Source organism: Bifidobacterium catulorum (assembly GCF_003129925.1).
Classification (GTDB): domain Bacteria; phylum Actinomycetota; class Actinomycetes; order Actinomycetales; family Bifidobacteriaceae; genus Galliscardovia; species Galliscardovia catulorum.
Genome location: NZ_QFFN01000015.1, coordinates 1 through 21,350, shown reverse-complemented (window position 1 = coordinate 21,350; position 21,350 = coordinate 1). Strand labels below are relative to the sequence as shown.

The 21,350-nt window shown below is 61.2% G+C and carries 25 protein-coding genes and 1 pseudogene; 15 read left to right on the top strand and 11 right to left on the bottom strand.

From position 1 onward, the window contains the following. The first annotated feature begins 8 nt into the window (after positions 1 to 8). The 5 genes from DF200_RS06395 (at position 9) to DF200_RS06375 (ending at position 1,638) form a co-directional block, all read left to right on the top strand. Positions 9 to 269, top strand: a complete 261-nt coding sequence (locus DF200_RS06395; RefSeq protein WP_109137452.1) for a type B 50S ribosomal protein L31 — start codon at positions 9 to 11, stop codon at positions 267 to 269. 46 nt (positions 270 to 315) lie between these two features. After that, the gene (locus DF200_RS06390; RefSeq protein WP_109137451.1) at positions 316 to 438 is read left to right on the top strand and encodes a ribosomal protein bL36; all 123 of its coding nucleotides are present in this window, start codon (positions 316 to 318) and stop codon (positions 436 to 438) included. Continuing rightward, on the top strand, positions 438 to 605 hold the full coding sequence (locus tag DF200_RS06385) for a 50S ribosomal protein L32 (RefSeq protein ID WP_109137450.1): 168 nt from the start codon (positions 438 to 440) through the stop codon (positions 603 to 605). Before DF200_RS06390 ends, DF200_RS06385 begins: the two co-directional genes overlap by 1 nt. 132 nt (positions 606 to 737) lie before the next feature. Beyond that, complete coding sequence (locus DF200_RS06380; RefSeq protein ID WP_241520166.1) at positions 738 to 1,175, top strand: Fur family transcriptional regulator; 438 nt, start codon at positions 738 to 740, stop codon at positions 1,173 to 1,175. Positions 1,176 to 1,305: 130 nt separating this feature from the next. Continuing rightward, complete coding sequence (locus DF200_RS06375; protein ID WP_170112491.1) at positions 1,306 to 1,638, top strand: lectin-C; 333 nt, start codon at positions 1,306 to 1,308, stop codon at positions 1,636 to 1,638. 98 nt (positions 1,639 to 1,736) lie between these two features. Here the strand turns inward: DF200_RS06375 and DF200_RS11145 are convergent, their stop codons facing one another. Continuing rightward, on the bottom strand, positions 1,737 to 2,819 hold the full coding sequence (locus tag DF200_RS11145; protein WP_241520165.1) for a hypothetical protein: 1,083 nt from the start codon (positions 2,817 to 2,819) through the stop codon (positions 1,737 to 1,739). Positions 2,820 to 3,165: 346 nt separating this feature from the next. On the opposite strand from DF200_RS11145, the gene DF200_RS06360 reads away from it, so the two are divergent. Next, complete coding sequence (locus DF200_RS06360; RefSeq protein WP_109137448.1) at positions 3,166 to 4,818, top strand: metal ABC transporter substrate-binding protein; 1,653 nt, start codon at positions 3,166 to 3,168, stop codon at positions 4,816 to 4,818. Between the two features lie 111 nt (positions 4,819 to 4,929). Here the strand turns inward: DF200_RS06360 and DF200_RS06355 are convergent, their stop codons facing one another. From DF200_RS06355 to DF200_RS06340, 4 genes and pseudogenes are all read right to left on the bottom strand, one after another. Beyond that, positions 4,930 to 5,361, bottom strand: a complete 432-nt coding sequence (locus DF200_RS06355; RefSeq protein WP_109137447.1) for a Fur family transcriptional regulator — start codon at positions 5,359 to 5,361, stop codon at positions 4,930 to 4,932. 267 nt (positions 5,362 to 5,628) lie between these two features. After that, complete coding sequence (locus DF200_RS06350) at positions 5,629 to 6,141, bottom strand: nitroreductase family protein (protein WP_109137473.1); 513 nt, start codon at positions 6,139 to 6,141, stop codon at positions 5,629 to 5,631. Between the two features lie 283 nt (positions 6,142 to 6,424). Beyond that, positions 6,425 to 7,456, bottom strand: coding sequence for a LacI family DNA-binding transcriptional regulator (locus tag DF200_RS06345; protein WP_109137446.1), 1,032 nt, complete (start codon positions 7,454 to 7,456; stop codon positions 6,425 to 6,427). 399 nt (positions 7,457 to 7,855) lie between these two features. Continuing rightward, positions 7,856 to 8,065, bottom strand: a pseudogene (locus tag DF200_RS06340) (IS3 family transposase); the annotation flags it as partial. 81 nt (positions 8,066 to 8,146) lie between these two features. On the opposite strand from DF200_RS06340, the gene DF200_RS06335 reads away from it, so the two are divergent. The 6 genes from DF200_RS06335 to DF200_RS11245 all read left to right on the top strand — a co-directional run bounded on the left by DF200_RS06335 (position 8,147) and on the right by DF200_RS11245 (position 10,971). Then, positions 8,147 to 8,374 carry a helix-turn-helix transcriptional regulator gene (locus tag DF200_RS06335; RefSeq protein WP_109137445.1) on the top strand — a complete coding sequence of 76 codons (228 nt, stop codon included), beginning with the start codon at positions 8,147 to 8,149 and terminating at the stop codon, positions 8,372 to 8,374. A gap of 219 nt (positions 8,375 to 8,593) precedes the next feature. Next, positions 8,594 to 8,848, top strand: a complete 255-nt coding sequence (locus DF200_RS10805) for a hypothetical protein (protein ID WP_158275798.1) — start codon at positions 8,594 to 8,596, stop codon at positions 8,846 to 8,848. After that, positions 8,838 to 9,164: a type II toxin-antitoxin system YafQ family toxin gene (locus DF200_RS06330; protein ID WP_158275797.1), complete on the top strand. Its 327-nt coding sequence runs from the start codon at positions 8,838 to 8,840 to the stop codon at positions 9,162 to 9,164. Before DF200_RS10805 ends, DF200_RS06330 begins: the two co-directional genes overlap by 11 nt. A 383-nt stretch (positions 9,165 to 9,547) precedes the next feature. After that, entirely contained in the window at positions 9,548 to 9,736 is a 189-nt protein-coding gene (locus DF200_RS06325; protein WP_109137443.1) for a helix-turn-helix domain-containing protein, read from the top strand. A 126-nt stretch (positions 9,737 to 9,862) separates the two neighbouring features. Then, on the top strand, positions 9,863 to 10,117 hold the full coding sequence (locus DF200_RS06320; protein ID WP_109137442.1) for a hypothetical protein: 255 nt from the start codon (positions 9,863 to 9,865) through the stop codon (positions 10,115 to 10,117). A gap of 728 nt (positions 10,118 to 10,845) precedes the next feature. Beyond that, positions 10,846 to 10,971, top strand: coding sequence for a hypothetical protein (locus DF200_RS11245; protein WP_277725129.1), 126 nt, complete (start codon positions 10,846 to 10,848; stop codon positions 10,969 to 10,971). A 250-nt stretch (positions 10,972 to 11,221) separates the two neighbouring features. Here the strand turns inward: DF200_RS11245 and DF200_RS06315 are convergent, their stop codons facing one another. Next, positions 11,222 to 12,103: a deoxyribonuclease IV gene (locus DF200_RS06315; RefSeq protein ID WP_109137441.1), complete on the bottom strand. Its 882-nt coding sequence runs from the start codon at positions 12,101 to 12,103 to the stop codon at positions 11,222 to 11,224. 503 nt (positions 12,104 to 12,606) lie between these two features. Between DF200_RS06315 and DF200_RS11240 the strand changes: the two genes are divergently transcribed. Further along, positions 12,607 to 12,732, top strand: coding sequence for a hypothetical protein (locus DF200_RS11240; RefSeq protein WP_277725128.1), 126 nt, complete (start codon positions 12,607 to 12,609; stop codon positions 12,730 to 12,732). 468 nt (positions 12,733 to 13,200) lie between these two features. Then, the gene (locus tag DF200_RS06310) at positions 13,201 to 13,524 is read left to right on the top strand and encodes a hypothetical protein (RefSeq protein ID WP_146192032.1); all 324 of its coding nucleotides are present in this window, start codon (positions 13,201 to 13,203) and stop codon (positions 13,522 to 13,524) included. 361 nt (positions 13,525 to 13,885) lie between these two features. Here DF200_RS06310 and DF200_RS06305 read toward each other — a convergent pair whose 3' ends face one another. From DF200_RS06305 to DF200_RS06285, 5 genes are all read right to left on the bottom strand, one after another. Continuing rightward, positions 13,886 to 14,182 carry a hypothetical protein gene (locus DF200_RS06305; protein ID WP_109137439.1) on the bottom strand — a complete coding sequence of 99 codons (297 nt, stop codon included), beginning with the start codon at positions 14,180 to 14,182 and terminating at the stop codon, positions 13,886 to 13,888. A 344-nt stretch (positions 14,183 to 14,526) separates the two neighbouring features. Next, positions 14,527 to 15,696 (bottom strand): 5-(carboxyamino)imidazole ribonucleotide synthase, encoded by a 1,170-nt coding sequence (purK, locus tag DF200_RS06300; protein WP_109137438.1) that lies wholly within the window; start codon positions 15,694 to 15,696, stop codon positions 14,527 to 14,529. Continuing rightward, positions 15,680 to 16,177, bottom strand: coding sequence for a 5-(carboxyamino)imidazole ribonucleotide mutase (purE, locus tag DF200_RS06295; RefSeq protein WP_109137472.1), 498 nt, complete (start codon positions 16,175 to 16,177; stop codon positions 15,680 to 15,682). Before purE ends, purK begins: the two co-directional genes overlap by 17 nt. 103 nt (positions 16,178 to 16,280) lie before the next feature. Further along, on the bottom strand, positions 16,281 to 17,390 hold the full coding sequence (locus DF200_RS06290; RefSeq protein WP_109137437.1) for an ATP-binding cassette domain-containing protein: 1,110 nt from the start codon (positions 17,388 to 17,390) through the stop codon (positions 16,281 to 16,283). A gap of 590 nt (positions 17,391 to 17,980) precedes the next feature. Continuing rightward, complete coding sequence (locus DF200_RS06285; RefSeq protein WP_109137436.1) at positions 17,981 to 18,970, bottom strand: zinc-binding dehydrogenase; 990 nt, start codon at positions 18,968 to 18,970, stop codon at positions 17,981 to 17,983. A 282-nt stretch (positions 18,971 to 19,252) separates the two neighbouring features. Here DF200_RS06285 and DF200_RS06280 point away from each other — a divergent pair, with 282 nt between their 5' ends. Then, entirely contained in the window at positions 19,253 to 21,274 is a 2,022-nt protein-coding gene (locus DF200_RS06280; RefSeq protein ID WP_109137435.1) for a 1-deoxy-D-xylulose-5-phosphate synthase, read from the top strand. Positions 21,275 to 21,350 lie beyond the last annotated feature (76 nt).

Sequence of the window (21,350 nt, the reverse complement as noted above, 5' to 3'; positions counted from 1 at the left end):
CATATCTCATGAAACGAGGCATTCATCCCGCCTATGGGCCGATCGTCGTACGGGACAATTCCTGCGGCAAGACGTTCCTGACCCGGTCCACGCTTGCGGCCAAGGCTGACATGCTGCCGTCCACCGAATGGGAGGACGGCAATACCTATCCGCTGGTCGTCACCGAGATCTCCGCCTACAGCCATCCCTTCTACACCGGCAGGAGCGTGGTGCTCGACACCGCCGGCCAGGTGCAGAAATTCAATGCGCGCTACGGCCGCAAATCATGAACGGCGCGGACATCACCGCACAGAAAGACACAGAAAGGAAGACTCCATGAAGGTCAAGGCCTCCATCCGATCCATGGCCAGAAAGCCGGGATCGGTGGTTGTGCGCAGGCGCGGCCACACCTATGTGATCAACAAGAAGAACCCCCGTTGGAAGGCGAGGCAGGGCTGATGGCGCATCCGAAAGTCAGGAAATCACGCGCGAATATGCATTCGCGCCGCGCCAACTGGAAGGCGAAGCCCGTCGACCTCGCCACGGTGACCACGCCGGACGGACGCACGGTCCAGGTGCCACAACACCTGTCGGCCGCCGTGCGCAAGGGGTACGTCGAGGTCTGAGAGCGCAGGCGTCCCACGAACGACTAACGACGGGCCCGCAGCACGCCATCGGAGTCGGCATCCTTATTGTCCATCACATATATGATTATGATAACGATTTTCGTTTAATATACGAAGTTGACCGAGGCCCATATGAACGACGAACCACGCAGGATGCCGACAAAACGCGTGACACGGCCACGTATACTGCTCTCCCGGACCATGGCCGGCCTCGCCCGGTTCGCCACCGCCCAGGAGATCGCCGGCATACTGCGCGAACAGGGCACCGGCATCGGCACGGCCACCGTATACCGCAACCTCCAGCTCATGGCCTCGTCGGGGGAACTCGACACCCTGCACCTCAACGGCGAGACGCTCTACCGCGAATGCTCCGACCACGGCCATCACCATCACATCGTATGCCGGGAATGCGGCCGCACCATCGAGATCGAAATCCCCGGACTGGAGCGGTGGATCAGGCAGGCGGCCCACAAGGTGCACTTCACCGAGATCAACCACAATCTTGAGATATTCGGCCTGTGCGAACAATGCGCGGAAACGCATTCGCACGGCAATGAACTATCTGATTGATAATCGCTTTCACTAATTTTCGCCAGCATGGCCGCGCACGTATATTGGCATACGTCACAAGGGAACGCCACGACGACAGGCCGACGACATCGGCAGCGGCCGCGGCATCATACGGAAAGAGATTCATATCATGACCATCAGGAACTACGACGAGCACGCCTACGAAATCGTCACCGAAGAGGGCACCTTCGCGGTCTGCAAGGACGACCTGGCCAAGTTCGACGCGACCAAGCACGAGCACGGCGTGGCCGTCTGCGGCTGCTGCGGCTGCTGCTTCACCGGCGACTGCTGCAACGACGCCGACTGCAAGCACTGCGAAGGCAAGCACTGCGCACACGCCTGCCACGAGAACCGCGAAGGCCATGAGTGCGCCTTCTGCCACCTCGCCTTCGACACCAACGAGAAGTGCCACGAGGAGATTCTCGCCGATCTCAAGGAGCTGAAGGCCGAGCTCGCCGCCTGATATCTCCAGGGCGCGGGCCACGAACGGCTACGACGGACAAGCGGGGAGGGAACCGGTTCCCTCCCCGCTTTCGCATATGCGGCATACGCGGCCGGAGTCTACTGCCGCAGCACGGCGATGAGGTCCTGCATGGCGTCGTTGGGCGGCAGTTCCACAACGTTCCGCACCGTCTCCTCGGCACCGGGCACGCCGAAACGCTTGACGGAGTCGGTGCCGGAGAAGTCCACGCTGCGGAAACCATGCCGCTCCCAGGCGAGCTTCTGCACCGGCTTGGACTCCAACAGCGACAACAGCTTCTCCCCCCTGGCGTCCAGGGCCATGAGCGTGTGCGTGCTCCACACCGTGGGTGTGGGATAGGCGATGACGAGGTCGTCCTTCACCTGCGCGTAGGCGTCGGGATTGTTGACGGCGAGGTCGAGGATCTGGCTTTCGTAGCCGACCATCATCGGCTTGGATCCCACGCCGAGCGTGAGGAACTGGTTGAAGCTGTCCTCGCTGCTGGTCTCCATCCATCCGGATTTCTCAAAGATGCCGCGGATGACGGGGGCGTCTCGTTTCACCGTGGCACGGGTGGCCGGCTGCCCGCCGTTCATCGTGTTCGCCAGTAGGGCCGCATATTCGTTGCCGGAATTGGATTTCACCGGGTCGGTGCTTTCGATGTGGAACACGCCGTATCCGCCCGCATATCCGACGTCGGCCCAGCTGCGTCCCGCCTTCATGGCGGCGACGGCCTTGGCCATGTCGAGACGCCAGACGTTGCCGTCATGGGTCATGATGCCGGATTTCGCCAACCCTTCGGCCACCGGCTTATGCGTATACACCACGATCGGCGAGTTGAAGACGATGTCCTGTCTCGTGGCCTTGACGCCCTTGCCCGCGCCGTATTCGACCGCGGTGCGCGACGAGGGGAACAGATAGTCCATGCCCGTCCGGTCGGCCGTCATCATATCGAGCGAGCCGGCCTTGCGGTAGTCGACCTTCAATCCGGCGTCGGATGCGAGCTTCGCGAATTCGGGGTCGTCGAACAGGCCGGTCTTCTCGCCGCCGAGATATCCGGTGACCGACTGTTTCGGCTCGGCCGGCTTGGATTCGGGCGTCGTCGTGCGCCATACCGCGAACCCGCAGATGACCGCGACGACGACGATGAGTGCTACCAGCCCGATGATCCTGTTCCTGCGCATACTCCCATTTCAGTCGTTGCCGTTGACTTCTCGGCGAAGTCATCGGTGCGCGGCATCGCCTCATGCCGCGCACGTGTCAATCCGGCCGAATCACCCCTCCCGAAACCAAAGACACGGCCCTCCGTCATCGGAGGGGACGACAGCAAGCCGGACCGCCAGCCCGGAGCCGATGCCGTGCGACCGGGGGCGGCCGCGACGCCAGACCGCATGTCACGACCCGCCGGACGGAAACCCGCGGAACATTGATTTTCCAACGGTCTGCATTATTCGATTCCATCCAATTTGTGATAATGATTATCATTAGATATGATAATGGCGAAGGATCGACACAAGTAGAAAGACACTCATGACCGACGAAACAACGCATGATTCCCATATCGCCGGCGATTCCAACGGCCTCGACGGCCCCACGGAGAACACCGCCTCACCCCGCAGGCGACGCGGCCCCGTGTACGTCATCGGCGGCGGATTCCTTGCCGCCGCACTGATCGTCGGCTCGTTCGTCGCCGGCAGCGCCTATCGTGCCGGACACCCGCTGAACGGCGGGAACGCCGTTGCCGCCGCCGAAACGACAACCGGGGCCGATTCCTGCGACGTCACGCTCAATGTGGTCGCATCCGTGAACCAGTGGGGCTCGCTCGCCGAGGAACTCGGCGGCAACTGCGTGAAGGTGACCTCGCTCATCAACTCCACCTCCGCCGACCCGCACGACTATGAGGCCACGCCACAGGATCTCGCGGAGCTCTCGAAGGCGCAGATCGTGGTGCTCAACGGCGCCGGATACGACGGATGGGCGGAAAAGGCGCAGCTCGACCCCTCCAAACAGAAGATCGTGAACGTCGGCGACCTCATGGGCGTCACCGCCGCCGAGGAGCACTCGCACGAGCACGAAGACAGCGCCGAAGGTGGGGAAGGGCACCACCATCACCACCACGGTTCCACGAATCCGCATCTGTGGTTCAGCCCCGACGCCGTACTCAAGGCATCGCAGGCCATCACGAAGGCATACTCCGACTCGGCCCCCGACGGCGGCGACACCGAGGCCACGGTGCAGCGCCATTCCAACACATGGAACGGCGACTACGCGCAGTTCGTGGCACTGGTGAACAAGGGCCGCACCGCAGGCGTCGAACGGCATTATGCGGCGACGGAATCCGTGGCGAACTATCTGCTCGACTACATCGGCGCCGTGGACAAGACGCCCGCCACCTACACCAACGCCATGAACAGCGAGGCGGAGCCTTCGGCATCCGACCTGAAGAACGCCATCGGCGTGGTCGAAGGCAAGGACGTGGACATCCTCGTCGTCAACCCGCAGGAGATGGGCGAATTCGCCAAGAAGCTGGAATCCGCGGCGAAAAGCCACAACAAAACGATCATCTCGGTGACCGAGCAGCTGCCCGAAAACAAGAAGACCCTGCTGGAATGGCTGACCTCCATCACCAACCAGGCCCTAGCCACCGATACCACAAACGGATACTTCCTCACGCAGGACGTGAAGGACCGCACGCTCGCCGACTACGAGGGCGAATGGCAGTCCGTATACCCGTATCTCAAGGACGGCACACTGGATTCCGTCATGGAGGCGAAGGCCAAGAAGGGAGGCATGACCGCCGAGGAATACAAAAAGTATTACGACACCGGATACCGGACCGACGTGGAGAAGATCGTCATCAAGGGCGACCGGATGAGCTTCACCCGCGGCGACAAGACCGCGACCGCCACCTACAAGTACGACGGATTCAGGATCCTCGACTACGAGAAGGGCAACCGCGGCGTGCGCTACCTGTTCACCGCCACCGGCGACGTGCCGGAGGGCGCTCCGAAGATCGTGCAGTTCTCCGACCACGGCATCGCACCGGGCGAGTCCGCCCACTTCCACATCTTCATGGGCGACGACTCCCAGGAGGAGACACTCAAGGAGATGGACAACTGGCCCACCTACTACCCCGCGTCCCTGACCAAGGACGAGGTGGCCACCGAAATGCTGGCGCACTGAACCAGTCGGTGAGATCAGACATGGGAACGCCCGCCGTGACATATCGTCATCGGCGGGCGTTCCCGTCCATGGATCCGGATGCCGTCAGGCGACCCGACGCGCCGGTCGGCATCACGCGCCGGTACCGTCGTCCGCACCCGCGCTCTCCTCGGCGGCGCAGTCGGAGCACAGGCCGAAGATCTCCAGAATATGATGGCTCACGGTGAACCCGTTGTCTTTGGCGACCTTGCGGAACCATGCCTCGCTCGGTGGCTCGATGTCGACCGTCCTGCCGCAGCGCTCGCACACCAGATGGTGGTGATGGCGTGTGGCGTCCTCGCCGCAGTCGCGGAACAGCTGCTCGCCGCCCATGCGTATGGTGTCGGCCTCCCCCGTCGCCGCCATGGCGTTGAGCTGGCGGTACACGGTGGCGAGTCCGATGCGCGAGCCGGCGTCCTGCAGACGGCGGTGGAGGTTCTGCGCGGAGATGAAATCATCCGTCCGCCGCAACGCCTCACGGACCGTCTCCTTCTGGACCGTCCTTCTCGTCATATGTTCGACCATGCCCTGCTCCCCGTCCGTCGCAATCCACCGCGGGCCATCCGCCCGTTCACATACTCATTACGTACTCATATAGGATACGCACGCCGATGACCAAAACGCCCCTACGAAATACGGGCCAAAAACCCGTTTCCCGTGGTTCGCAGAGTCTTTCGGACGTTCAGAAGCCCCAAACCGTCCGAAATACTCTGCGAACCGGCGATTCCGGTGTTCTCGGCCCGTATTCCGATAGCCGATTGCGTAGATAGGCAGCGACGCAGGCGCACGCCTTCACAGATACGTGACCAAGTCGGCGATGTCCTTGCGGCGCAGATGCTTCGCGGACGGTTCCGCGTCCGCCGCTGGATAGCCGAGGTCGAGCATGGCGACGACCCGATCGCGCTCCTTCAATCCGAACGCCTCATGCACCCTGTCCGGGTCGAACACGTTGACCCAGCAACTGCCGACGCCGCAATCGGCGGCGGCGAGCATCATATGCGTCAGCGCGATGGAGGCGTCCTCCACGCCAGAATCGTATTCGCCGCCCGGATATTCGTAGACATCGGTCGTATCGTATGTGACCATCAGCACCGTGGGAGCGCCATACCGGCATTCCGACAGTTCATCGACCCTGGCAAGCCCGTCCACCGACCGGATGACGTACACATGCTGCTCCTGCTGGTCGGTCGACGTGGGCGCCAGCCGCCCCGCCTCCAGGATCGCGTCGAGATCGGCCTGCGAGACCTGACAATCGGCGTATTTCCGACATGCGTACCGTTTGCGAACGACATCCATGAATTCCATGACGAACATCCCCTCCATCGACAGTCCAGCGAATTCACAACCACTATAGGCACACCATAGGCGCACACGATTCCGGCACCATGACCGATGCGATGCGACAGCGACCATCCATGCCGCCGCATCCCCCGGTCATGCCTCAGCGGCGACGAAAAACACGGGCCGGAAAAGACGTTCCGACCGATTCACGGTGGTTGACGGACGGTTTTGGGCTGCAAAACGTCCGTCAACCACCGTGAATCGCAGATTTCGTCCCTTACGGCCCGCCCCACCGCCGTAAGCCGGCTCAGCGCGGGGCGCAGGCGGAGTCGCGCACGACCATGCGCCCCTGCACGGTCTCAAGACGCGACTGCGGCGGCCGCTCGCCGGCGCGCCTGGCCTGGATCTGCTCGTAGAGCATGGCGAAGGCGCGCTCGCCCATCTCGATGAAGTTCTGGCGATAACTGGTCAGCGCCGGCTTCCACATGGGCGCGAACTGACGGTCCTCAAAACCCGCCACGCTCACGTCCTCGGGAACGCGGCGCCCCTCCTCGCGCAGACCGTTGATCACGGCGATGGCGGTCTCGTCGTTGCCGGCGAACACGGCGGTCACGTCGCTGCGGCGGCCGAGGACGCGACCGACCTCGACGGACTCCTCCAGATCAGTCGCGGAGACATGGAGTATCTCGGGGACCGGCGCCCCCGCCTCCGTCAGCGCGTCACGCCAGCCGTTCGTGCGCGTGTTGTCGCTCGGCCCTTCGGAGCGGGCGACGTGATACACGGTACGATGACCGAGGCCCAGCAGATATTCGGTCATGGCACGGCCACCCTCGCGCTCCGAGTTGATGACCTGATACGCCCCCTCCCCCACGTTGCCGCCGACGATGACCAACGGCATGTCGTCGGGGATGTACCTCAGGGCCTCGGCTCCGGCGCGGTCGTATTCGTAGACGATGACGCCGGCCGGGTTCGCGCCAAGCGCCATCTGCACCATCTGCCGCACGTCGCCGAGACGATGCTCGCTCAGCGTGGTCACGCCGAACAGATAGCTTTTCGACTGCGCGCCGCGTTCCACGCCGACGTTGGTCATATTGGTGGAGAACGAGCCGGAATCGGTGGCGAACACCATCACGGAGTCCATCTCCCTGTTCGCCAATGCGCGGGCGACGATGCTCGGCTTGTAGCCGAGCAGTTTGATGGCCTGGGCGATGCGCTCGCTTTTCTCCTCGTTCACATTGGCGGTGCCGTTGAGGTATCGTGACACCGTGGCCGCCGAGACCCCGGCCAGTTTGGCGACGTCCTTGATCACCGGCGTGCTGCGTCGCGCGTTCCTGGGCATGAGCACTCCTTGCGTGTACTGCTATGAGATCCGTCGGCATGAAATCGTTTCAGAACCCATGACGACGATAGGACAACAGCCAATTATTTCAGCAAAACCAGACACGGTTGCGGTTGTGTAATCGGTTGCATCGATCGTAACCAATCCCTTATTACGTTTTGGTTTATGGGTTATAGGTCGCCAAGCCGCCCCGCCCCTCAGACCGCCTGCGGCCGCCAGCTCCCCTCCACCCGGAGGGGAGCCGATTAGCGAGACCTCCCACCCAACCGGCTCCCCCACGAACGGCGGAGAGCTAATCGGCAATACCCCCACCCAATCGGCTCCCCTCAAGATGAGGGGAGCGGTCGGCAAAGGGAACTGCGCCCTGATTGGTGGACGTTGTTTATTAAGGGTACCTGATCAGGCTGTGAGGGACATGTTCCGGAATTCCTCCGGGGTGCGTCCCTCCAGCCGTTCCTGGCGTCGTCTGGTGTTCCAGTGGATGATGTACGCGTCCAGTCCGGTCTTGAACTCCTCGTAGGAGGCGAACTCGCGTCCGGTGTAGAACTCGTCCTTGAGGTGGCCGAACACCTGCTCGGTGGCGGCGTTGTCGATGCAGTCGCCCCTGCGGAACGATCAGACGATGGGCGAGGACCCATGATGCGTAACGTACAATCGGACCCACCATATCGTTTGGGAAGGTGGGTCATCATGAGTCTTAAGGAACTTAGGCTTAAGCGCGGACTAACTCAGCAACAGTTAGCCGACAAGGTCGAGGGCGTGAATCGAGCGAGGATCGCCGGGTACGAAACCGGATTCTACGACGTGCGGAACATGTCCCTTGATTTGGCGCTTAGGTTTTGTGATGCTTTGCGTGTTTCTAATCCACGCAAATTGTTAGACGACGATAAGCCGTCGAAAGAAAAAGACGCTCAATGAACGGGCTTGTACCCTAGGTTTTTAGTCTTCGCATGCGATTCATCGTGTGCGCTTGGTTGTCCCGCGGGATTACGAAACGCTTCGGATAGTGGATTATCCGAAGCGTTCCATGGGATAGGTTGCAGGAAAGTCCCGTGACCAAAACAAACCAAGTAAAAGTTATCATTTTTAGCATACCCGAAGCCGGGTATGCTTGAAATCAGAAAGCGAGGTGATGTTATGACCACTCTTGAGAGTTTGCCAGCGTATGCGCAAGCCGAGTCGGCGGCACGCCTGAAGGGAGTGAATATCACCGATTTGGTGAATGCGTATCTTGCCGGGTTCGCCGCTGGTGCCAGTAGCGACGAAACCTTGGACGACGATGACGATTACACGGATTCGCGCGTCCTGCCGGGTGAATCCGTGTATGCGACGCCTGATGATACTCGGGCGCATTTCATGGGGTTGCTTGACGAGGTGCGGCATGGTGTTTGAGATTCGTGCTAAATCCAAGAGGTTTGACAAGCATTTCAAACGGCTTGCCCGGTACGATGCGAGTCTTGCGGAGGAATTGGTCTCTCTGATGTATGAGGCTTTGCAGACGACTGGGCGTGTGCCTGAGATGTATCGGCCTCATGTGTTGAGTAATCCGGGTGGATTGTACAACAATTGCATGGAATTTCATTTGGCTGATGATGTTCTGGTTGTTTACTATCCCCCTGATCCCGATTCGTTTGTTCGTATGTTGGCGATTCTTACGCATGACGAGTTGCGTACTGGTCGTTTTCATAGGGAGTGGCCGCGTGGCTGATTGGTGGAAAGCGGGATGGTGTCATGTCCTCTCTTGTTAAACGTCGTCGCGCTCGACGCATCGCCAATACGCGGTTGCGTAAGGCGTCCATGATGGCCGAGGATGCCAACTTGGGTGCGGAACTGCCCACGGGTGTACGCCGGTATCGGTCCAAGACCGAGTTTATGGCTAGTATTCGTGAGTCTTTGAATAGGGCGTGTTGCTTGTAATCGTTGATATTCCAAGCGACACGCCAAAGAATTTTACCTCGCTGTACCAATTCAGGTACAGCGAGGGGCATCAAGCCCGATCGGGCACGATACCTTGACAACTCAACAGTGATTTGATTTACCCATACTGTACCAATTAAGGTACAATATCGCCTAGCGAAAGCGAGGCGGTATATGGGGCTGACCGAAATCAGGGAACGGCGCGGACTCAACAAGACGCAATTGGCGGAACTTGCGGGGATACCCCGCGTGACGATTTCAAAGTATGAGACAGGGGCGACTAACCCTGAGAACATGTCTTTGAAAATGGCTTACCGTTTGGCCGATGTGCTGGATTGTGAGCCGCGTGAGTTCCTGAAATAAGAGAATGCGGGTAGAGGCGGCAACCTCTACCCGCGTGCTTCAAAACATATCAACCAATTTGAGGCGTGTTTATCGTATCACGCCCATAAGGAAAGTGGGTAACCATGACCGGTATCAACCTGTCTAATGTTCGTTTCCATCCGTGCGGCCATGTTTAAGGCCGTGGAATATCACGACCGGCGCGCATGCAAGCGGCGGAAGCACCCCGTCAAGAAAACCGGCAAAATCACGACGAACCGCAGCGAATCGCTGATGACCGCGCTTGCGCACAAAACCGCCATACCAGCCAGCGACGACGCATTCCAAGAAGACGAACACCCCCACTCCCCAAGCCGGCGCACGAAAACTCCGTGCACCGGCTTTTTCATATCGTCTGAATAACGCTCACATGCCCGAAAAATCTGATGAAACAGTCAAGATACATCACAATCTCACAGAATGTGACACGCCGACGAAACGGCATAATACCAACCAATCGGTAGGTGCTGTTGCGCCAGCGCTTGCGCAAATTGCATCCATGGTCTATCGTTAATCATGTCAGCCAAGCAAGGCGGACAACAAAGCAAGGCGAACGGCCAAGCAAGGCAGTCAGCCGAACATATGCAAGGCAAACAGCCGAACAAGGCTACAAGCCAAACACATGCAAGGCAAACAGCCGAACAAGGAGAGAACATGAACATGAAGCAATCCATGATGCGCGGTCTGGCGCTGTACGGCGCTTCCACCATGACCAGCATCTCCAACCTGAAGCTCAACGAAGCCATCCTCGAAATCCACGGGGACGAGCGCTGAGCGCGCAAGACTTACCACATAATCCACAAATCGATTCCAACCAAGGAGCATAACAATGAACTTCACCAAGGCACTTCGCAACCTCGCCGCCTACGCCGCCGACAACATGGTCGTCGCCCCGCACTCCGCCAAGGAGATCGCCAACTTCCACGTCGACATGGACGCCCGCTGATCCCAAACCGACCAATCGGCCGGCCACGGATTTAGTCCCGCGGCCCCGATACGATACCCCCTCGGCGAGATTCGCCGAATCAATAACCAATAACCAATGATCGACAACTGACGAATTCGATCAACGTCATTTCAAGGAGAACAACATGAACATCAAGAAGAGCATCCTGCGCGGCATGGCCCTCTACGGCGCTTCCACCATGACCACCACCCCGGCGATGAGCAAGCACATGCTCGACACCATCCGCAGCATCGAGAACGACGCCCGCTGACACAAGTCAAGGCAGTCTAAGTCAAGGCTACCGTGGAACAATACGCTCCCACGGTATAGACGTAGACAGCAAGGCATGGGGAATCCCAGAGGATATTCCCCGGCATGGAGAAGAAGAGAACAACGATATGCGGCCAACGGCGTCCGCGTATTCGTGGTCTTTATAGTGTTTTTGCAGTGATTTTTCAATGATTTTTCAATGATTATGCAGTTTTTGCAGTGATTGTCGGCGGCGCGAAGCCGCTTTTTTGTTACCGTCTCAGGCTTCGCAGCAGGGCGATCTCGTCACGATGCGTGGTCTCGGTGAGCTCCTTCGTCTCCAGAATCATCGGCAGCCCGGCCAGACGCGGGTCGTTCACCATGTCACGAAAGAAATCGACGCCCAACTCGCCCTTACCGATGTTGGCATGACGATCCTTATGCGATCCGAAGCCAAACTGCGAATCGTTGGCGTGGATGGCCTTGAGACGGTCCAATCCGATGACGTCGTCGAATTCGCGCAACACTCCATCCAGATCGTTCACGATGTCGTAGCCGGCGTCATACACATGGCATGTGTCGAAAGTGACGCCCACGACCGCCTTGTTCTCCACGCCGTCGATGATGGAGGCGAGCTCCTCGAAACTGCGGCCGCATTCGGTGCCCTTGCCCGCCATCGTCTCCAGCAGAATCATGACGCCGGCGTCCGCGGTGCCGTCCTTCGCCAGATCGTCGCAGACGCGATTGATGCCGTCGGCGATGAGACGGCATCCCGCCTCGCTCCCCTGCCCTACATGCGATCCGGGATGGATGTTGATGTACGTCGTCTGACCGGCGCGGGCGATGGGCGCGAGCATACGGATGTCCTCGGCGAGCGCATCGACGGCGAAGGCCCGCTTGGACGCGTCCTTGCCGGCGAAATTGTAGACGTATGGCGCGTGCACGACCAGCGGGCCGTAATGCTCGGCGACCAATCGCCCGGCGAACGCCTCCGGGCTGGTATCGGCCAGCGCCTTCGACCTCTTGCCATACGGCGAGCGCGGGAAGAACGCGAACGTGGTTCCGCCCTCGTCGTGCGAACGCTGGAGCAGCCTCCCCCAGCCGCCCGACGTCGACAGATGCGATCCAACGAAGAGTTCCGAAGATGCCGTCACGAGTCTTCTCCTTGCCTTGCCGTTCTGACGTCTTGACGTTTTAGCGTCTTGGTGTCTTGACGTTTTGCTGTTCTGACGTTCTGGTGTCTTGACGTCTTGACGTTCTGCCGTTCTGCCGTTCTAACGTCTTGCCGTCTTGACGTCTTGCTGTTCTGAAGTTCTGGTGTCTTGACGTTCGACGTTCTGACGGCTTGACGTCGGTCCTCATCCTTCTTACCGGCCACGCCGGACGAAACCCTCCAGTACATCCGATGCCATCAGCGCAATACCGTCAACCATGTATGACCGCGACGGGACGAATGCCCGGGAAAACCATGGCACGACTTAATGAAATCGGTTTCACTGTCTATATTGATAATCACAGGAAGGGGAAACAAAGACCGGGAATCGGGATCCGGATGAAATCAGGCGGTTCCAGATTCCAACGGATTCCACCGATCGACGGTCCGGAAGTTCCTTACCCGTAGCAAACAGATGAAGAAATACCAGGAAAGGTGGCAATCATGTCTCTCAAGGATTCGATGCTTCGCGGAATGGCCCTCTACGGCAGCTCCAGGATGGCCGGCACTATGGGCTTCTCCAGCAAGGAGATGAACGAGACCATCATCCACATCGCGCAGGACCGCTGACCGGACGGTTCACCCCGGTTCCTTCCGGCGCAGAAGGCGATTCATGCCTTCCGGGAAGTCGTTCATGACAGTCAGAACGACAAATGCACAGGAAAACGGACGATGGCGTCCGGTTTTTCTTTTTTAGGGTTCCTTCCCCTGGATTTCACCGCTGCACCCGGTTCAACGATTCGCGCCCCCCATATCCCTTCAGCCGCGACCACAAAGCCTCACGACTCACATTTTCGGAAAATCCCGACGAAGGGGAATCCCGGGAGGTGTTTGGTTCCCGTCCGTCGCATGATACGGAACGAACAGGAATCCCGGGAGGTGTTCGGTTCCCGTCCGTCGCATGATACGAAACGGCGATAGCAACGAATACGTGATGATTTTAGGTCGTTTTTCCGTAGGATTCCAGCGTTTTTCCTTTGCAGCACATAGAACGATTGACGGCTGGCAATTCTTGCGGACCCTTCTACCATGGGAGCCATGAGCATTCCAAATGAGTATCCAATGAAGCAATATCTCGGCGGCATTGTTGAAGCACTGAAGGCTGCTCCCACCAACGGCGCCAATCCGAACGATGTGGAAACAATTCGTTTCTACGGAGAACTGGGCAACGACGCTCCCGACTCGCAGCTGCCGAACGTTTTGGTCGCCATCGCACGTGTAACTCGCGCCGTCTCCGAGGACGACGCCGCCAAGGCCGCGTTCACCAAGGCCGAAGGCTTCACCTACGTGAAGAACGCGCAGAAGGCCATCATGGCCACGCTCGACAAGGATTCCGAGGACCTCGTCAAGAAGCGCGGCTGAACCACACGCGGGCTGACCGCATATTTTCCAGCTTCCAATAGCGAACACCGCCGCATCGATATGGTTGTCGATGCGGCGGTTTTTCTTATAGACGCCGCCCGGCTCTGCACAACTCCGCAACGCCAATTTTCTGGATTTCGGATTCATTGGGGGGCACCCGTTTTAGACCAGTTCCGTCTCCATTCCGGATTCTTCCCGGTCCCGTTTCGGATTCATTCATTAGATGCGCTTTGCGTAGGTTATACGCACACGCACAGCAAACCCTACGCTGAAAAACCCTGCGCATAGGGTTTACCGCGCAGGTGCGTTATAACAACCAGCGCAGGAGGGATCCCCGCGCAGGATTTTACGCATGGATGCGTTATAACCAGCGCAGGAGGGATCCCCCGCGCTGAGTTTTACGATGGATGCGTAATAACCAGCACAGGGGGATCCCCGTGCTGGTTATTACGCATAGCTGCGTAATAACCAGCACGAAGGCCATCATCGCGTAGGATTTGGCGCACGAATGCGTTATAACCAGCGCATAGAAGGTCTCCGCGCCGGGTTTTACGTATGGATGCGTAATAACCAGCACGGAGGACATCATCGCACTGGGTTTGACGCACAGGTGCGTAATAACCAGCGCAGGGGGATCCCCGCGCAGGATTTTACGCATGGATGCGTTATAACCAGCGCAGGGGGGGGATCCCCGCACTGGGTTTTACGTATGGATGCGTTATAACCAGCGCGGTGATGCCATGCGGAATCCTGAAGTTGATTCCGCGAATCGATCATTTGACCGATTGCCGGATATCAGGCAGCCGTCGCCACTTATCTGCGCAGTCACGGCTGCCACTTCTACCCGCCGAACGCTGCGGCGAAACGGCTGCACTTATCTGCGCAATCACGGCCGCCATGGTTACTTGCTACTTACCCGATTACCGATTACCGATTACCGATTACCGATTTACCGATTTACCGATTTACCGATTTACCGATTACCGGCCACCGGCCGGCCGACTACTTGAGGTCGTCCCAGACGCCGGTGGCTTCCAGGTCGGCCACGGTCTGCGCGGTGTCGTCGGTGAGCACGGTGATGTGGCCCATCTTGCGGTTGTGACGCACCTGCGCCTTGCCGTAGTCGTGCACGTTCCACTCGGGATGGCTGCCGATGAGCGCACGGCTCGGCGCCACATGCTGTCCGAGCACGTTCACCATGACGGCGGGGCTGAGCAGCTTCGGTTCGGGCAGCGGCCATCCGGCGATGCCGCGGATGTGCGCATCGAACTGGTCGATGGAGCACGCCTCGATCGTGTAGTGGCCGGAATTATGCGGACGGGGCGCCAATTCGTTGACAACCACGCGGCCGTCCTTGGTGATGAACAGCTCGATGGCGAGCGTGCCCGCCAGTTCGAAGCCCTTGGCCAGCCGCAATGCGAGGTCTTGCGCCTGACGGTGCAGTTCGTCGCTCACCTCGGCCGGGGCCACGGTGATGTGCAGGATGTTGTTGCGGTGGTCGTTGCGCACCATCGGGAACGTCACATAGTCCTCACCGTTGCCGGAAACCAATATCGACGCCTCGAACGCGAAGTCGACAAAGCCTTCGAGGATGCTCGGCGGGAAGCCGCCGCCACGGTCGCCGCGGGCGCGAATCTTCTCCAGGTCGGTGTCGTTGCGCAGCACATGCTGGCCGTGGCCGTCGTAGCCGCCGGAACGAGTCTTGAGCACGCACGGGTAGTGCAGTTCGTCGATGGCGGCCTCAAGTTCGTCGAAATCGTTGACCTCACGCCACGGCGCGGTCTCGATGCCGTGCCGGTTGATGAACGTCTTCTCGTTGATGCGGTCCTGCGTGACGCGCAGCAGGTCGGTGCCCTGCGGGGCGGCGACCAGGTGACGCACCTCGTCGATGGCGTCGGCGTCCACGTTCTCGAACTCGTAGGTGAGCACGTCGGATTTCTCGGCGAGATCATGGATGGCGGTCTTGTCGTCGTATTCGCCCACGACCTGGAAGTCGGCCACCTGCGCGGTGGGGCAGTCCGGCGTCGGATCGAGCACGCCGATGCGGAAGCCGCGGTATTTCGCCACGATGGCCATCATGCGGCCGAGCTGGCCGCCGCCGACGATGCCGATCGTCGCGCCGGGCTGCAGCATCTTGACGGCGCCGTTGGTTTCCTCAGACAAGCTGGGCATTGGACTCCTCTACCTTCTTCTTCAGTTCGTCGCGGTATTCCTGCAGTTCCTTGGCCAGACGCTCGTCGGTGGTCGAGAGAATCTGCACGGCCAGCAGGCCGGCGTTCGTGGCGCCGGAGTTGCCGACTGCGGTGGTGGCCACCGGGATGCCGCCGGGCATCTGCACGATGGACAGCAGCGAATCCCAGCCGGACAGGGCGTGGGAGCGCACAGGCACGCCGATCACGGGAAGCGTGGTCTGCGCGGCGATCATGCCGGGAAGATGGGCGGCACCGCCCGCGCCGGCGATGATCACGTGGATGCCCTTGCTCCGTGCGGAATGCGCGAAATCGGCCATGAGTTCCGGCGTGCGGTGGGCGGAGACCACCTGCTTGGAATACGGTACCGCGAATCTGTCGAGCATCTCGCATGCGTGCTTCATCGTCTCCCAATCGCTGGAAGACCCCATTACCACGGCTACGAGCGGTGCGTTTTCAGCCATCATTAACCTCCGTTGATCCGAACAGATACAACTGTACGCAACAGCGGGGAAAACGCGGGGAATACGAACTGCGAAACACAGAACACGAAACGGTATGGGCGGATCAGTTTTCGGAGAGGATCTCCACCCGCACCTTCTTGGAACGCAGGAAGGCGACGGCGTCGCGAATGTTGCGCTCCGGCCCCTCGAACACGCCGACGATGCCGCCGATCGGATACTTGCCCACGATCTGCACGTCGGCGAGCATGATGTTCACGTCAATGCCGAACTTGCGCGTCACGAGCGACACCAGCGGCTCGGAGACGTCCTCATGCACGTAGCGCAGCGCGATGAGCTTCTGCCCGGGCCTCAGGTCGACCACCGGATCATGACCGGCGAGCAGCGCATCGACCTTGCCCAGGCTCGACGCCGCCTCAAGGAACACGCGCGTCTGGTCGGTCTGCGGGTCGGAGATGACGGCATAGGTTGGTCCCTCCTCCACCACGAAACCACGGTCGAGTACGACGATATGGTCGCAGATCTCCTTCACGGTGGCGATCTCATGCGTGGCGAGCACCACGGTGGCGCCGGACTCCTTGGCGAACTGCCGGATGAGCCGCAGGATCTCGCGGCCTTCGATATGGTCCTGCGCGGCGGTGACCTCGTCGAACAGTAGGATGCGCGGCGCCGACGCGAACGCGCGGGCCACGGCGGCGCGTTGCAGTTCGCCCCCGGAGAGCTGCGAGGGGTGGGCGTCCTTCTGCGAGCGCAGGCTCACCTCGCGCAGCAGCCGCAGGGCCTTGGCACGGGCCGCCTCATCGGGCCGTTCCGCGTTCTCGGCCTCGCCGGCGGCGACTGCCACGGATTCCAGAATCGTGCGTTCCTCGTCGAAGTCGGGAAACACGCCGGCGCGCGAGATCCGCGAACGCAGCCTGGCGAGACCGCGGTCGTCGAGCCCGGCCACGTTCTCGCCGAGCACGTCGACGATGCCGGACGTGGGCGTGATGGTGCCGTCGATGAGTTTGAGCAGCGTGCTTTTGCCGGCGCCGCCGAGTCCGATGACGCCGTAGACGCCGCCCTCCTCGAAGTCGAGGGTGACGTTCTTGATCAGGGATTTCGGCCCATCGGCGGTCAATACCGTCTTGGTGACGTCGCGGAACGTTATCGCCGCATCGGCCCGTGGCTCGTCGCCCATTGGCGCATCGGCCCGCGTCGTTTCGATGTCATCGGTCATCGGTCGTCTACCTCCCGCCGTCCTGTCGACGCGGCCGGGCGTCGTCAGTCATACGCTGTTCCATACTGCCTCACAAGCGTATTGCACTTTTCCGGCCGTTTCCAGCGAATCGGCCGGAATGTCGGTGGAGGCGTCGTGGGAATCGGACGGATGGTCATCGTATGCGACCGTGATTGCAACGTTTTGACGACGTTGATATAAGCGCGGATTGTAGACGACGATCAGATAATGCGAAGGGATGACGACGATGACGACCCTCCATCCATTCCGGACGGAAGGCCCATCCCCTCAGTCCGCTACGCGGACAGCTCCCCTTCCCCACGGAAGGGGAGCCGATTAGTGAGACACCTCCATCCAATCGGCTCCCCTCGCCATGTGAGGGGAGCTGCCCCATCCAGCAACACCCACCCAAAAGGCTCCCCCACGAACGGTGGGGGAGCTGTCAGGCGAAGCCTGACTGAGGGGGCCCACACACGATAAACCAAACACAACAACCCCGAACGGAGGCCCCATCCCCTCAGTCCGCTACGCGGACAGCTCCCCTTCCCCACGGAAGGGGAGCCAAGAAAAACCAACCGCCCCCGCCACGCTCACACGTGGAGGACGACCTTGCCGAAGACGTCGCCGTCGAGCACGCGGCGGAAGGCGGCCGGCGCGTCGGCGAGCGCATACGTGGAGTCGATGACGGGATGGATGTCGGCGTGCTCGACGAACCGCAGCAGACGGGCGAAGTCGTCGCGCGTGCCCATGGTCACGCCCTGCACGCGGATGTCCTGGAAGAACACGCGGGTGAGTTCGGCGCCGGGCTGGTCGCCGGTGGTGGCGCCGCAGACCGCGATGGTGCCGCCGGGACGCACCGACTTGACGGAATGCGACCATGTGGCCGCGCCCACGGATTCGATGACCGCGTCGACTTTGCGCGGCAGCCTCGTGCCCGGCTCGAACGCGCCGTCCGCGCCGATGGCGAGCGCCCTGGCGCGCTTCCCTTCACTGCGGGAGGTGACGAACACCTCCAGTCCGGCCGCGTGGGCGAGCATGATCGCCGCTGTGGAGACGCCGCCGCCGGCACCCTGCACGAGGATGGTGTCGCCGGGTTTCACGCCCGCCGCGGAGAACACGAGCGAGTAGGCGGTCAACCAGCTGGTGCCGAGCGCGGCGGCCTCGTCCATGCTCAGGTTCGCGGGTTTGGCGAACACGTTGGCGCTGGGCACCTGCGTCTTCTCGGCCATGGTGCCGGGGTATTTCTCGGAGAGGATGGTGCGGCGTTCGCCGGGGGCCACGCCGTTGCCGTCGGTGCCGATGAACGTGTAGAGCACGACCTCCGCGCCGGCCTTGAGTCCCTTGCGCGCGGGCACGTCCTCGTCGAGGATGCCGGCGGCGTCGGTGCCGAGGATCATCGGCGTCTGCTTGTCGGAGAGTCCCACGCCCTGCAGCGACCACAGGTCATGGTGGTTCACGCTGGCCGACCTCACGGATATCGTGGACCAGTATTCGCGCGGTTCGGGTTCGGGCCGCTCCCCCACGGCCAGCACGGATATCGGGTCGTCATGGTTCACGCTGCTTGCGTATGCTGCCCTCATCGGCGTTCCTTTCGATCGTGACGGCCGGCTGTATGGTTCCCGCCCCGTCTGTTCCATCCGTCTTATTGTGCGGCGGAATCATATGACCACGCAACAGGACACGCGCAACAGGAGGCACGATGCGTCCATACGGTGATCGACATGCGTCTATACGGAGATGTTGAGGGCATTCGTCGGCCCATCCGACGACGTGACGCATCGTCGACTATGATTTCGCCGTTGGAACATCGGAAACAATGACCATACGAATGGCAATACGAAGGACGATCGCAAGGGAGCACGATGAGCGATTTTCTGGCACATATCAACGGGCCCGACGACCTGAAACGTCTTTCCGTGGCGCAGCTGCCCGATCTCGCCCAGGAAATCCGCGCCGCGCTGCTGCGGTACTGCGCCGCGGAGGGCGGCCATATCGGGTCCAATCTCGGCATGGTCGAGGCCACCATCGCCCTACATTATGTGTTCGACTCCCCCAATGACCGCATCGTCTTCGACGTCTCGCATCAGAGCTATGCGCATAAGATGCTGACCGGCCGTCGCCGCGCGTTCACCGACGAAGCCCTGTTCGGGTCTGCGACGGGGTTCACGAATCCCGACGAAAGCGACCACGATCCGTTCGTTTTGGGGCATACGGGCACGTCGATATCGTTGGCGTGCGGCATGGCGAAGGCGCGCGACCTCATGGGCGGCGAAAACGACGTGGTCGCGGTGATCGGCGACGGGTCGTTGTCGAGCGCGGTGGCGTTCGAGGGATTGAACGAGGCCGCGGAACTGGGAGGCAATCTCATCGTCGTGGTCAACGACAACGAGATGTCGATCGCCGAGAACCATGGCGGCATGTATGCGGGATTGGCCGAACTTCGGGCGACGAAGGGGACGTCGCCGCACAACCTGTTCCGGGATATGGGATTGGATTACCGGTATGTGGAAGACGGCAACGACACGTCGGCGCTGGTGCGGGCGTTCGAGGACGTGCGCGGCTGCGACCATGCGACGGTGGTGCACATCCATACGTTGAAGGGCAAGGGATTGCCTGCCGACGAGGAGGGACGTGTCGAGGGCAACCATTGGCATGATCCCGACCGTCCGGCCGGCGCCGCGCCCGCGTTGCCGAACGCGCGGAAGACATACGGCGGCATGGCGATGGACGCGTTGGCCGCCCGATTCGACGACGAACCCGGGCTGATCGTGATGTCGCCGGCGACGCCAGGGTCGAACGGCATCACGCGTCAATGGCGTGCCGCGGCCGGACGGCATTATCTCGACACCGGCATCGCCGAGGAGCATGCGGTGGCGATGGCGGCCGGCATCGCGCGCGCCGGGGGCACACCGGTGCTGGCGACGAGCGCCACGTTCTTCCAGCGCGCCTACGACGAGATCCATCAGGAGTTCGCGTTGAACAACGTGCCGGGCACGCTGCTCGTGTTCGCAGGAGGGCTCGCGGGCGCCGACAACACGCATTCGGGGGCCGGCGACGTGGCCATGTTCGGCAATGTGCCGGGACTGACCTGTCTGGCGCCGACGAGCGGCGACGAGATGCTGCGGATGCTGGCATGGACGACGGGGCCGGCGCAGCGGCCGGTGGCGATCCGTATGCCGGGCGAGGCGGTGCTGGCCGGGGAACGCGGCGGCGCGTATCCGCGGTTCACGGCGACGGCGGGCGGCTGCGGTCGCGGTGATGGCGATGGCGACCTTGACGGGGCGACGACCGATAAGACGACCGATGCGACGGCCGGCGACGATGCCTGCGGCGATCGTGGGGCCCGCATCAGCGTCGACGGCATCGCGGCCACGTCGGACGCCGGCAACCCGTGGGCGAGGTATTCCGTCACAAGGCACGGTTCGCAAGTGGCGATCATGGGCCTCGGCAACGCGTATCCGCTGGCCGAGGACGCCGCCATGGAGCTCGACGCGCGCGGCATCCATGCCACGGTCATCGACCCGCACCAGTATTCGACGTTGGACCATGGCACGTTGGAGGCGCTGCGGGAGGGGCATTCGCTCGTCGTCACCGTCGAGGACGGCCAACTGGAAGGTGGCTGGGGCGGCAAGATCGCCGCATACTATGGTGCGCATAGTGACGCTCATAACGACGTGCATCGTGACGCGAATCGTGACGCGCATAGTGATGTGCACGGTGACGCGAACCATGCCGCGCATCATGACGGCTTACCGATGCGCGTGCTGAATTTCGGGGCGCGCAAGGAGGTCACGGACCGTATCACGTTGCCGGACCTATGCCGACGTTACCGTCTCACCGCAGGCGATATCGCCGCCGCAGTGTGCGAGGCGTCCATCCAATAGCCCCCCCCCCGGAGGGGAGCCGAGCAGCGAGCCGCTCCCACCCCAACCGGCTCCCCGCAAGGTTGAGGGGAGCTGT